The organism is Chryseobacterium amylolyticum, from assembly GCF_051011775.1.
In the GTDB taxonomy this organism is placed as follows: Bacteria; Bacteroidota; Bacteroidia; order Flavobacteriales; family Weeksellaceae; genus Chryseobacterium.
Map to the genome: position 1 here is coordinate 469211 of NZ_JBPCHX010000004.1, position 13044 is coordinate 482254.

At 36.6% G+C, this 13044-nt stretch carries 13 protein-coding genes; 8 read left to right on the forward strand and 5 right to left on the reverse strand.

Annotation, left to right across the window (positions count from 1 at the left end):
- Positions 1–13: 13 nt before the first annotated feature.
- Complete coding sequence (locus ACR1PO_RS14025) at positions 14–913, forward strand: AraC family transcriptional regulator (protein ID WP_332385960.1); 900 nt, start codon at positions 14–16, stop codon at positions 911–913.
- Positions 914–1174: 261 nt separating this feature from the next.
- Here the strand turns inward: ACR1PO_RS14025 and lipA are convergent, their stop codons facing one another.
- Entirely contained in the window at positions 1175–2041 is an 867-nt protein-coding gene (gene lipA, locus ACR1PO_RS14030; RefSeq protein ID WP_076596790.1) for a lipoyl synthase, read from the reverse strand.
- A gap of 115 nt (positions 2042–2156) precedes the next feature.
- On the opposite strand from lipA, the gene ACR1PO_RS14035 reads away from it, so the two are divergent.
- Positions 2157–2789 carry a hypothetical protein gene (locus ACR1PO_RS14035; RefSeq protein ID WP_433987149.1) on the forward strand — a complete coding sequence of 211 codons (633 nt, stop codon included), beginning with the start codon at positions 2157–2159 and terminating at the stop codon, positions 2787–2789.
- A 93-nt stretch (positions 2790–2882) separates the two neighbouring features.
- On the opposite strand, the gene ACR1PO_RS14040 is transcribed toward ACR1PO_RS14035, so the two are convergent.
- Complete coding sequence (locus tag ACR1PO_RS14040) at positions 2883–3443, reverse strand: RNA polymerase sigma factor (RefSeq protein WP_374463689.1); 561 nt, start codon at positions 3441–3443, stop codon at positions 2883–2885.
- Positions 3444–3701: 258 nt separating this feature from the next.
- Between ACR1PO_RS14040 and tyrS the strand changes: the two genes are divergently transcribed.
- A complete protein-coding gene (gene tyrS, locus ACR1PO_RS14045; RefSeq protein ID WP_433987150.1) occupies positions 3702–4997 on the forward strand; it encodes a tyrosine--tRNA ligase in 1296 nt (431 codons plus the stop codon).
- Positions 4998–5193: 196 nt separating this feature from the next.
- On the opposite strand, the gene ACR1PO_RS14050 is transcribed toward tyrS, so the two are convergent.
- Positions 5194–5700: an outer membrane protein gene (locus ACR1PO_RS14050; protein WP_433987151.1), complete on the reverse strand. Its 507-nt coding sequence runs from the start codon at positions 5698–5700 to the stop codon at positions 5194–5196.
- 179 nt (positions 5701–5879) lie between these two features.
- Here ACR1PO_RS14050 and ACR1PO_RS14055 point away from each other — a divergent pair, with 179 nt between their 5' ends.
- Complete coding sequence (locus ACR1PO_RS14055; RefSeq protein WP_433987152.1) at positions 5880–7874, forward strand: sensor histidine kinase; 1995 nt, start codon at positions 5880–5882, stop codon at positions 7872–7874.
- Positions 7864–8502, forward strand: a complete 639-nt coding sequence (locus ACR1PO_RS14060) for a response regulator (protein WP_433987153.1) — start codon at positions 7864–7866, stop codon at positions 8500–8502. The genes ACR1PO_RS14055 and ACR1PO_RS14060 overlap by 11 nt, the downstream gene beginning before the upstream one ends.
- 47 nt (positions 8503–8549) lie before the next feature.
- On the opposite strand, the gene ACR1PO_RS14065 is transcribed toward ACR1PO_RS14060, so the two are convergent.
- Positions 8550–8981: a hypothetical protein gene (locus ACR1PO_RS14065; RefSeq protein ID WP_332385971.1), complete on the reverse strand. Its 432-nt coding sequence runs from the start codon at positions 8979–8981 to the stop codon at positions 8550–8552.
- Between the two features lie 245 nt (positions 8982–9226).
- Between ACR1PO_RS14065 and ACR1PO_RS14070 the strand changes: the two genes are divergently transcribed.
- From ACR1PO_RS14070 to ACR1PO_RS14080, 3 genes are all read left to right on the forward strand, one after another.
- Positions 9227–9865: an alpha/beta hydrolase gene (locus ACR1PO_RS14070; RefSeq protein WP_131438361.1), complete on the forward strand. Its 639-nt coding sequence runs from the start codon at positions 9227–9229 to the stop codon at positions 9863–9865.
- Between the two features lie 120 nt (positions 9866–9985).
- The gene (locus ACR1PO_RS14075) at positions 9986–11305 is read left to right on the forward strand and encodes a retropepsin-like aspartic protease (protein WP_433987154.1); all 1320 of its coding nucleotides are present in this window, start codon (positions 9986–9988) and stop codon (positions 11303–11305) included.
- A 4-nt stretch (positions 11306–11309) separates the two neighbouring features.
- On the forward strand, positions 11310–11837 hold the full coding sequence (locus tag ACR1PO_RS14080) for a hypothetical protein (protein ID WP_233332734.1): 528 nt from the start codon (positions 11310–11312) through the stop codon (positions 11835–11837).
- Here the strand turns inward: ACR1PO_RS14080 and ACR1PO_RS14085 are convergent.
- Positions 11830–12873 (reverse strand): L,D-transpeptidase, encoded by a 1044-nt coding sequence (locus tag ACR1PO_RS14085; protein ID WP_433987155.1) that lies wholly within the window; start codon positions 12871–12873, stop codon positions 11830–11832. The genes ACR1PO_RS14080 and ACR1PO_RS14085 overlap by 8 nt on opposite strands.
- Positions 12874–13044 lie beyond the last annotated feature (171 nt).

Genomic DNA, 13044 nt, shown 5'->3' on the forward strand with positions numbered 1-13044 from the left:
AAAACAGAACAAGATGAAAATCCAGAAAGAAATTATTGAATTTGAAAAAGGGAAATCATTCAAACTGTTTGCCCCTTCCCTGAAAAACTGTTTTTTCTGGCATTATCATCCGGAAATTGAACTGGTATATGTAGAAGCAGTGAATGGCATCCGGCATGTTGGGAAAAATATTTCAGGTTTTACAGACAGTGATCTTCTGCTGATAGGCTCCAATGTTCCCCATCTTAATTTTGATTACGGTATTCAGACCGAATGCAAACAGCTGGTCGTACAGATGCGGGAAAGCTTTCTTCAGGATGTCATTCTTCCTGTTCCTGAATTTGAAAATATTAAAGTGCTTTTAGAACGTTCCTATCTCGGACTGTCATTCTCCGGAGAAACCAAAAATACAGTTATTGAAAAGCTGCAGATCATTAAAGATAAAAACTCTTTTGAGTCTTTGATGGGACTAATAGAAATTTTACAGATTCTTGCAGATTCAACGGAAGTCAAAGAACTTAATAAAGAAGATACCAGAATCAAATGGTTTCTGAACGATAAAATCAGAATGGGGACCATCTACGATTATATTCACGAAAACTACGACACGAAACCTAATGTGAATGAAATTGCAGAAATTGTGAGTCTGAGCACACCGGCTTTCTGCCGTTATTTTAAAAAGCAGACCAATATGACATTTACAGATTTTGTCAACAATTACAGAATCAATCAGGCTAAAATATTTCTGCTGAAGGATCAGTCTGTAACAGAAGTCTGTTTTCAGGTAGGTTTTGAGAGTCTTTCTTATTTTAATAAATTATTCAAGCAGCATACAGGAGAAACTCCTTCTGAATTTAAGAAAAAGCATTTCAGACCTATTGAGATCAATGGAAAAATTGCTCCTATTACGAGGGAAACGGTTTGTAATAAGTAGGTTTGGCTAAAGGCGATTGATGATGTAATAGTTTAGAGCGGACTAAAGTCCGCTTCTGTTGATATGTACTTGACCACCCCGTCAAAAATTCTTTAAATTTTTGCCACCCCTCCAAAGGAGGGGAATAATGGATGCCGTTATTATATGGATTGCCGATCCTAATTCCCTAATCCCTATCATCCATAATCTGCAATCTGCAATCTGCAACCCACCACCTGCCACCTGAAAAACAAAACCGCTCATTGCTGAACGGTTTATATTTTAATGAATATGTTTTTCTGCGTGGTAAGAACTTCTTACAAGAGGAGAGCTTTCAACGTGTCTGAACCCTAAGCTTCTTGCAAAATCTCCGAACTCATCAAATTCTTCCGGAGTAATGAATTTTTTTACAGGAAGATGTTTTTTAGTCGGTTGCAGATATTGACCCAGTGTAATTACATCTACATTGGCATTTCTGATATCTTCGATAGTCTGGAAAACCTCATCTTTGGTTTCGCCTAATCCAAGCATTACTCCTGTTTTTGTTCTCCTTTGCCCGGCTTCTTTCAGATATCTTAATACTTCAAGGCTTCTTTCATATTTTGCCTGGATTCTCACTTCTCTGGTAAGACGTTTTACTGTTTCCATATTGTGGGAGATCACTTCAGGAGCTACATCTACTAATCTGTCAAGATGTTTTGTAATTCCCTGGAAATCCGGAATCAGGGTTTCCATTGTTGTTCCCGGAGAAATTCTTCTGACCGCATTTACTGTTTCTCCCCAAAGAATAGATCCCATATCTTTCAGATCATCACGGTCTACAGATGTAAGAACGGCATGTTTGATCTTCATTAATTTGATGGATCTTGCTACTTTTTCAGGCTCATCCCAGTTAACATCGAGCGGTTTACCTGTTTTTACACCACAGAAACCACAGCTTCTGGTACAGATATTTCCTAAAATCATGAAAGTAGCCGTACCTTCACCCCAGCATTCTCCCATGTTCGGGCAGCTTCCGCTTTGGCAAATGGTATTTAATTTATATTTATCAACCAAAGTTCTCAGCTCTCTGTAATTCTTTCCGGTAGGAAGTTTTACGCGGATCCATTTTGGTTTTTGAACGGTAGTGTCTTGAACTGAATTTTCCATTTCTAAAATTGAAGTTCAAAGTTAAGGATTTTTTAATGGAAACCATCAACCGGAAATATTGATGAAACTGATCATCCGAAATTCATTTGTATATTTATGGCTCCAAAATATTCTTATGAGAACAATATTCCTTCTTTTATTCGTGGTGTGTGGGACATTCTGTTTTGCTCAGGAACAACTGCAGCCGGCAGGATCTACGGTTATTGAAACAGCAGACGGCGATCTTGATGGTGACAAAATTCCTGAAAAAGTAATTGTTTACAATACAAAGGACACTACAGATATGGGAAACATCCGTGAAATTCAGATTCTGAAAAAAGTAAACGGAAAATGGACGATCCTGGAGAAATCAAGAAATGCAGTGATGGAAAGCCGTGCAGGAGGTATGATGGGTGATCCTTATGGAGAAACCAAAATTGAAAAGGGAATTCTGATCATTTCACAGAATGGAGGAAGCAGCTGGAAATGGGATGTAACGGACAAATACAGATTTCAGAACGGACATTTTGAATTAATAGGAACATCTTCTACCTCAGGAAGACCGGGAGATTACTGGAAGGATATTGATTTCAACCTTTCAACAGGACAGCTGAACTTTTCAAAAGAAGTAGAAAACACGGCTGACTATGGGAAGTCTTTAAAAGAAACCTATATTAAAAAAGGAATAAAGATCAATCTGCAGAATAGAAACCAGGAAAAACAGCAAAAGATAGTTCTTCCGAAAACAAAAGAAGAAGTGTATTTCTAAGTAATAAGTTTTGGCTAAAGCCTCTGTTGAATTTATATTTTAGTGAACGGGCTAAAGCCCGTTCCTATTGAACAGAATTGACTTTTCTGATATTTAATTATCGTCAAACTCATTATTCTTCAACAATTCGGCTAAGACTTTTTTAGCGCGCATTACCCGTACTTTTGTATTGGCTACTGAGATACCCAGTTCTTCAGCAATTTCCTTGATACTTTTTTCTTCAAAAAACCTCAATTTGATAATATCCTGATAATTGGCATCCAGGGATTCTATGGTTTTGATGATTTTTTTTTGCTCTTCTTCAGAGATCAGAAGTTCTTCCGGAGATTTTGCGTATTGGTTTTTGACCTCATCGAGATTTTCCACGGCATCTTCGGTGTCACGGTTCTTTTTTCTCCAGAAATCAATTACGGTATTCTGGGCAATGGTCAGCACCCAGGTTTTAAACTGAAAATGAGGATCAAACATATCCAGTTTTGAAAGCACTTTTGAGAAAACATTGACGGTAATTTCATCAGCATCATTTTCATCTCTCACTTTCTTCATGACAAATGAGAAAACGTCCACCCAAAAAATATTAATGAGTTTCGTCTGGGCCTTCTGGTCTTTATCTTTGGCCTTCTGGATGAGCAGGAATAGCTGTTCGTCGTTCATTACTAACAAATATAGATTATTTGGAACGAAAAACAAAGGATAGGAAAGGTAAAATGGTAAAAAGGCAAAATAGCAAAATGGCAAAATGGCAAAGCGGCAGATTAGTCATTTATCAGCACAATATCAAGATTGTTCAACTACAGCTATAAAAACCGCTTCACAATTTTACCGTTCCTCCTTTTTGTCTTTTCGCTTTTTTACCCTTAATACTTCTGAATTTATTATCTTTGCATCTTAAAATTTTAAAGTTAAAAATCAATGAATTCCTTTATAGAAGAACTGAAATGGCGTGGTCTGTTTGCCGATATGATGCCAGGAACCGATGAACAACTGAATAAAGAGGTAACTACTGCATATATTGGTTTTGATCCTACTGCCGATTCTTTACATATCGGAAGTCTTATCCAGATAAAAATCTTAGCGCACTTCCAGCAGCACGGCCATAAGCCTATTGCTTTGGTAGGAGGCGCTACGGGAATGATTGGGGATCCATCAGGAAAATCAGCAGAGAGAAATCTTCTGGATGAGGAAACCCTTTTACATTATGTTGACTGTTTAAAAAAACAGCTTTCAAAATTTTTAAATTTTGAAGGAAACGAGCCAAACAAAGCAGAGCTGGTTAACAACTACGACTGGATGAAGAATATTTCTTTCCTTGATTTTGCTAAAAATATCGGAAAAAATATCACCGTCAATTATATGATGGCTAAAGATTCTGTAAAGAAAAGATTTTCAGGAGAAGGCGGTGCAGACGGAATGAGTTTTACAGAGTTCACCTACCAGCTCATCCAGGGATATGATTTCCTTCACCTGTACCAGAACAACAATGTTAAGCTGCAGATGGGAGGTTCTGACCAATGGGGAAATATCACGACAGGAACAGAACTGATCCGTAGAAAAGCGCAGGGTGAAGCATTTGCATTAACGGTTCCTTTGATCACAAAAGCCGACGGTTCCAAATTCGGAAAGTCTGAGAGCGGAGAAAACTACTGGCTGGATAAAAAGAAAACATCTCCTTATAAATTCTACCAGTTCTGGCTGAACGCCACTGATGAAGATGCTGAAAGATTCATCAAGTTCTACACTTTCTTAGGAAAAGAAGAAATTGAAGCTTTAATTGAAGAGCACAAAACAGCTCCACACGAAAGAAAGTTACAGAAGAAACTTGCGGAAGAAGTAACGGTTTGGGTACATGGAAGAGAGGAATATGAAAAAGCATTGAAAGCTTCTGAAATTCTTTTCGGACGTTCTACTGCTGAAGATCTGGTAAGCCTTGATGAGGAAACATTCCTTGAGGTTTTTGACGGGGTTCCTCAAAAAGAAATTGCAAAAGCAGATGTTTTGGGAGTAAGTATTGTTGATCTTCTTTCTGAAAAATCAGGGTTCTTGAAATCTAAGAGTGAGGCACAAAGAGAGATTAAAGGAAACGCCATCTCTGTAAACAAACAAAAAGTAAATGATACTTTTACAGCCAATGAAACAGATCTTATTGATGGTAAATTCTTATTATTACAAAAAGGTAAGAAAAGTTACTTTATTGTAAAGGCTCAATAAATAAAGATTTCATTATATAAAAAAAGACTGTTTTACACAGTCTTTTTTTTGTTTACAGTCTATACAAAAGCCGTGAAAGAACTTCACGGCTCAGTTGAGAAAGCTACCATTTTTAAAACTTACTGTCATTGCTGACATCGTATAAGAGCTATGAAAAAACTGATTGATATTGAAAATAATTGTATTGTCCGGTTTATTAAAATTTATAGGTAAGTCCTGCCTTTCCTCCTGAAGCTACCGTTCCTCCACCCAGTTCTACATGCACTGCAAGGTTTTGGGTAAAGAAATACCTGCCTCCGATTTGCCCTGCAAAACCTACTCCTGAAGACTTGCCATCAAAATAATCGAAATCTGATCCGTTATATTTATAGGAAAATGAATTGTAGGCCAGGGTAGCTCCTGCATATACATCCCATTTGTTCGGAATTTTAAGTAAGGTATTAAAATGATAGTTACCATTGGCTCCTACGCCAAACCAACTTCCCTTAACATCTCCTGAATAATTTTCAGTAGCATAGCTCCCTTCAACTCCTACTGTAATATCATTGTGTATGGCGTAATCTACCCCCACAGAAACAGGCAGCCCCCATCCGTTTGCTACTCCTATATCCACATTGATCTGTGCTTCTCCTTTCTGTATTCTCTGTGCATGCATACTTCCGAAAAGTAAGATCATTCCCAGCATAACGATTCTCTTTTTCATTCTTAATAGTTTATTTTTTGTTATTGTCTGCCTGCAAAACTATAGGGCAGCATAACAGGATACAACCCTTAAAAAAACGTATTTTTTTCTACTGATTTTTAGGTATTTTCCTGTCCCGAATTTTTAATTATCTTCACATTTAATAAAAAACTATCCTACCAAACACGAAAATCAAAACAATGAAGAGATTATTCTGTCTTCTCTATCTTTTAATCCACTTTACATTACAGGCCCAGGGATTGTTTCCGCTTAATGAAAAGAAATATATTGACAGCCTGAAGATTTCTGTGAATAACACATCCGATAACACCTCTAAGGCCAATGCTTACTTTTTATTATCCAGCTATTATAAAATCACAGATACCACCGTAAGCAAAAAGTACCTGGAAAACGGTAAAAAACTTAGGGGAAAAGATCCCTTCACCGAAGCTATTTATTATTATTACGAAGGGTTGTACGAACAGGATCTGAACAATGAAAAGGCATCAGCATTATTTCAGAAAGCTATTACGGCATTATCAAAACTTAAAGGCCAGAAACCGGCTATGTACAGGGCTCTGTGCTGGTATAATTATGGCATTTTACAGAAAAATAAAGAAGGATACCCTTTTCTGATTAAAACTATGATTGAAAAGAGTATCCCCACTGCTGAACAGTACGGTGAAGGCAAAATATTGGGATTTCTCTATGCCCAGCTTGCGCTGATGTTTACCTATAATGCTGAGTTTGAAAAAGCAGGAAGATACAATGAAAAAGCACTTCAGATTCTTGAAAGGAAAGAGCCCAACTCTACTGAGCTATTCTATGCCTATCTTAATACAAGCAGTAATTATTGTTATCAGGCAAAATGCAGTATGGGAAAACAATTTCTGGATAAGGCAGGAAATATGGTTCGTTCTTATCCCGATTCTTCGTCAAATACTTTCTATTATTATAACAGAGTATTATATTTCATTGGTATTCAGCAACATGAAGAAGCCCTGCAGACTATTGAAAAAGGATTATTTTATGCTAAAAAATTTCATCAGAAACTGCAGATGCAGATGTTTTATTTTCATAAATATGACATTTTCAAAAAGCTGAAAAGATATGCCGAAGCCAAGAATCTTTTAGAAGAAATTCTGGCAGAAAAAACGCTTGCACGGGATCTTAACAACCGGAAAACCATTTACAGTCATCTTTCAAGCATCAATGAAATTATGGGAAATCTCGATGAGGCTTTATCATGGGAAAAAAAATATTCAACATTAAATGACAGCCTGAATGCTGAAAATGTAAAGCTGGAGATCAATAAACTTGAAACCAGGTTCAATACCTCTGAAAAGGAGAAAAAAATAGCTTTCCTAAATGCGGAAAAGAATCAAAAGCAGATGGAAGTGAATCAGAAAAATTCTTATCTGTGGCTACTGAGCCTTGTTCTGCTTCTTTTTTTGAGTCTTCTGATCTTCCTGTTCATCATTTACAGAAAAAACAAAAACCTGTCTGAACAGAAAGAAATCAACCTTCAGCAGAAAATAGAAGATATTAAACAAAAAGAAGAGCTCTCCCTTACCAAAGCAATTCTTGATGGTGAAGAAAGGGAAAGAGAACGTATTGCAAGGGATCTTCACGATGGTCTGGGCGGCATGCTGGCCGGTGTAAAGATCAATTTTTCTACCTGGTCCTCCAATCACCTGCATCCTGAAAAAGATCAGGAGTTTTATAAGATTCTGGGGCAGCTGGATAACTCTGTCAGTGAACTCAGGCATGTAGCAAGAAATTTAATGCCTGAATCATTGCTTAATTTTGGTTTGGAAACGGCAATCCATGACCTTTGTGAGTTCTACAGCAGAAAAAACCTTGAAATTGATTTCCAGGCTATTGACATTAATAAAACATTACCTTTAAACATCCAGCTTAATATTTACCGGATTGTACAGGAATTATTGGCCAATGCCGTAAAGCATGCTGAAGCCAGCAGTATTTTACTTCAATGCTCGCAATCCGGCGAAAAATTTCTGATTACCATTGAAGATAACGGGAAAGGATTTGATAAGAATATAAAAAACACTCCCCAAAGTATGGGCCTCCGCAACCTGAAAAACAGAGTTAATTACCTTAAAGGAAAAATGGAAATCAATTCCGATGATCAGGGAACAACAATTAATATAGAACTCAACATCAATGGAGAATGAAAAAATAAGTATTATCATCGTAGACGATCACCCTATCGTCATTGAAGGACTCAGAATGATGCTCAAAAGCCAGCCTTTTTTTAATGTAGCAGGAAGCTTTACAAGCGGAGCAGAAACACTTGACTTTATCCGGTCACAAATGGTGGATATTATTCTCCTGGATATTACTCTACCCGATGGCAATGGCACGGAACTCTGCAGAGAAATAAAAAAAATATCCCCTAATACTTCGGTCATTATGTTCAGTAACCGCTCAGAAAGGAGTATTATTATGCAGTCTATTCAAAACGGGGCAAGTGGTTATCTTCTCAAAAATACTTCTATTGATGAGCTTGTGATATGCATCAGAGGAGCACTTTCGGGTGACATTGTTTTCTGTAATGAAACCAAACAGATCATCAGCCGCCTTTCCCAGAATGATCTGCCTGTTCCCAGACTGACTAAAAGGGAAAAACAAATTCTACAGATGGTGGCACAGGGAAAAACCAGTAATATGATTGCTGAAGAACTGTTTTTAAGCCCTCTTACTGTAGATACCCACCGTAAGAACCTGCTTCAGAAATTCCATGCCAAGAACTCTACAGAATTGATCAGCCGGGCTATACAGCAACGGATGATTGAAGAATAAAAAAGACCGCTTTAAAGCGGTCTTTTTATATAATGTTAAAGTAAATTTTATGGTTCCAGGAAGCTGTAATCGATTGAAGCAACCAATACACCTTTACCTTTCTTCTTCACTGTTCTTGCCACTTCTCCATCAATATACAGGGTGATTGTCAATTCAGAATTATCATCCGGCATTGAAGCATTGGCATCAAGATTCAGCTGTGCCTGGCTGGAGTTCACAAAGAATTCTCCACTTGTCCAGGGTGAATTTACCGGTGTCTGCGGAGTATTGTAAATCGTATTCTGAGTTGTACCTACCTGGGTTACAACGCTTATAATATCTCCTCCTGCAGTTGTTTTCACTTCAAACTGAACCACATGATCTTTAAACTCCTCATCATCATCTTTTTTACAAGAACTGACAACGGTGATTACAGAAAATAATAAAACGAATAAAAAAGAAAGTCTAAGTAAACTTTTTGAATTGTAAAATTGCTTCATTTCTCCAAATAGATTTTTTAATGTTTCAAATATAAGTTTTTTATTAATATAAAAATAATTTTTATGAAAAATTTCCAATAAAGATTTCCAAATAATATCAAATCAATAAAAAGAAAAATAACCGGAAAAATTCAAAAATACAGCACAAAGAATCAATCATTATACATAAATCATCCTGCGGCTGAAGTTCATTGTATGAATAATAAAAGTTAAGATCCTGCATGTAATTTAATTATATTTGCTGTATGAATTTAGATTATCTAGTAAGAGAGCCGGAAAATATTACATCCAACACCCCTATTCTTTTTATGCTTCATGGCTACGGCAGTAATGAGCAGGATCTTTTCAGTTTCAGGGAAACGCTTCCCTCTGACTGGATTATTGTCAGTTTCAGAGCTCCGCATGATACTCAATTTGAAGGATATTCTTGGTATGACATCAATTTTAATGATCCTGAAAACTTTATCAATGTTTCCCAGGCAAAAGAGTCACTCAATGCAGTTCTGGAAAGCATACTAAAAATCATCAACCATTATGGGCTGATGGAAAGCAAAGCCCATCTGTGCGGCTTCAGCCAGGGAGGTATATTATGTTATGCTTTAGCCTTACAACATCCTGAACTTTTCAACCGCGTTGCCTGCCTGAGCAGCTATCCCGAGGATAAAATTCTTGACGGTATTGTAAAAGATAAAAAGAAACTGGAAGGGCTCCGTTTCTTTATTTCGCATGGTACTGATGACGCTGTGATTCCATTGGAATGGGGAAGAAAGGCTGCAGACCTCCTTTATGATCTTAGCTGTTATTTCTCTTTCAGAGAATATATGAGCGGACATGGCGTGAATCAGAAAAATTATATGGATCTTATGGATTTCTTTTCCAAATAAAGAAAGTGAACTTTAAAATAAATTCAACAAAAAACAGCACTTTATTGTAGTCTATATAAACATTCCAGCTTTTGGAATGTTTTTTTATTATCATATGGATAAATTTACTAAATTCAGTAAATGAAATTTAAATTGCTTTTACTGGGATTATTTCTATGCATTTTTGTAAATGCCCAAAACTCTTTTGAGCTGATCAATACTAAAAAAGCAGTTATTCCTTTTAAGTTTATCAACAACCTTATCTTTATTCCCATTACTGTCAACGGTGCGGAACTTACCTTTCTGCTGGATACGGGAGTCTCAGAAGCCATTCTTTTTAGCCTGGAAAATAAGGAACTCAAACTGAGCAATGTTGAAAAAGTTAAATTTTCCGGCCTTGGAGGCAGTGTAAGTATTGATGGTTTAAAATCCGAGCGTAATATGGGCAAAATAGGAGATAAGATTGTGAATACTTCTATGTCTCTCTATATTATCATTGATGAAGAATTTAATATTTCGCCTCACGTAGGAATTCCTGTAAATGGAGTAATCGGCTATCATTTTTTCAAAGACCATCCTATCTATATAGATTATGCATCCAGGAAAATAACGGTGTATGAAAGTGCTGATCTTTTAAAAAAGAAAATCAAAAGGTTTGAAGAATTCCCAATTACAATTGAAAAGGATAAGCCTTATTTATACGCCGGTGTAGAAATGACGAATGAAAAAAAAGATTCAAAATTACTGATTGACCTTGGAAACAGTGATGCCATATGGCTTTTCCCTACGCTTATTAAAAATTTCGTCTATAACAGACCTAATATTGATGATTTCCTTGGCCGTGGTTTCAACGGAGATATTTATGGAAAAAGAAGCCGTATTCATAATTTTTATCTTGGAGATTTTAAATTTGAAAAGCCGCTTACCGCTATGCCGGATGAATTTTCTATCCAGCACGTCAATTTAGTAGAAAACAGAAAAGGGTCTGTAGGCGGAGAAATTATGCGTCGTTTTACGGTTATTTTTGATTACCCTAATAAAAAACTATATCTGAAGAAAAACAGAAATTTTGATGATCCTTTTCATTTTAATATGAGCGGACTTGATTTTAAACAAGAAGGACTAGAATGGGAACAAGACAGAGTAAAAATTGAAACAGAAAAGTCAGTTTCTGTAGTTAATGTAATCTATAATGATTCTTTTCAATATAAATTCAGTCTAAAACCCATCTTTTCAATTGCGGGAGTGAGAAAAGATTCTCCTGCATTTAAGGCAGGACTTCAAAAAGGAGATAAAATTATCAGCATAAACGGATCCAGAACTTCAAATATGACTCTGGAAACAATGGTAGAACTTATGAAGTCTAATGAGGGACGAAATATCACTATAATTGTCCAAAGAAAAAATGAAGAACTGACATTCCGCTTCATGCTTGAAGACCCAATTCCTTATCAAGAATAAAAGTATGAAAACTGAAGAAACCACCTTAGACAGAATAAGGACCAGGCCAAGATTTAAAATGTTTACTCACCTCACCAAGGAAGAGTATGCTGAAAACCTGAAAAAATATATGGAAGAGCATAAAGATGAATTTTCCGGTAATATCAATAAAGAAGTTGCCACGATCTGGGTCACAACAAAGGACGACAGTTATTGGAAACCACGGCTTGCCTTACGTGTAGAAATTGAGGATGAGCATACCGTAATACGTGGAATATTCGGGCCTAGTTCTGCGGTGTGGACATTTTTTATGTTCCTGTACTTTTCTTTTTCTATTTTCTGGATGACTTTTTTCACCATGTATTACGTGGAGAAACAAATAAAAAGCGCCGAATACCCATGGGCATTGAGCGCTTCTTTTGTTATGTTGTTTTTTATTCTTCTTACTTATATCGCTGCGAGATTCGGGCAGCATAAAGGTAAAGATGAGATGCTTAAGCTGCGAAGGTTTGCTGAAGAATCTACTTTACAGTTTGAAAAGAAAATTAATTAGACTGAGATTCCACAGGTTTTTCATTCTGAATGGGTACCGCCATCGCTTTTGCTGCTTTGATAGAATCCACTACTTTTTCTCTGTTGCTTTGCTCTTTCAGCATTTTCGGAACTTCAGGTTCCAGAAGTTTTGTAAGTTCTTCAACAGATATATTATTGGCATTAGGATCATCCAGCAGATTTCTCCATGGTTTTCTTCCGCCCCATTTATAATCTCCGAATACCATTACTGCTGTACCTTTTGCTTTGGTAGTAGCTCCGCCGGGATTCAAAATCCAGGTATCAGCATAAGAATACAGCCATTGGGCATCTTTCCTCAGTAATCGCAAGCAGGAATGTGAAGCAGGATATCCGGGAAGGGTATATTCATGCCATCCAATTCCTCCGATATTATGAATATTGAAGTTATAAGGAAGTTTCCATTCGGTGCTCACTGTAGAAATAGCCAGTTTCTTCTTCCAGTTGGCGAAAGTAAGCCCTCTTGTGGTCTGAGCAGCTTTTTTACCCATACTGGTAGGTCCCCATTTTACAAGACTTCCGTTAGAATAAACTGCAAAAGCTTGTATAGGATATGAGAAGATGACAAACTTTTTCACCCCGCTTAATACATCAAGCTGCATAGGAAATGGTGAATAGGCCATCAGAGTTGTATCTATTTTGGCAGGAACTACCAAGGTATCAGCATTCCATTTGCTTTTAGAATCTAATCTGTTTAAAGCTAAAATAGCGGTTCGTTCTTCTACACTATATTTCTTGCTGAATTCTGCATACACAGAATCACGCATTTTTTTATCTTTTGGAAGAACAAAAGCATTATAGAACCCATTTTCCTGCATTACAGGAGGAACAGATTCTTTCTTTACCACGGGAACAGAATCTTTCTTTACAGAATCTTTTTCTGCCTCCGGCGTTTCCGAAGCAGAAACAGTATCTTTAAAAGTATCGCTTATTTTTTCTATTTCTTTTTTACATGAAACAAGGAAAACAGCGCATAAACATGCATAAAGAAAGGATTTTTTCACAGATATGTTTTTCATAAATAAATCGGCCGTTTAGTTTGGCTACCCAGTACAAATATCAGACCTAAAATTGAATCATAAAAGAGATTGTTAAAAATACCGTAAAAAAACGGTAATTTCAGACATTTAATAGAATATTATTCATCTTTCTGTTCTTTAATACTTACCATTCTAAAGTTCCGTTTTTAT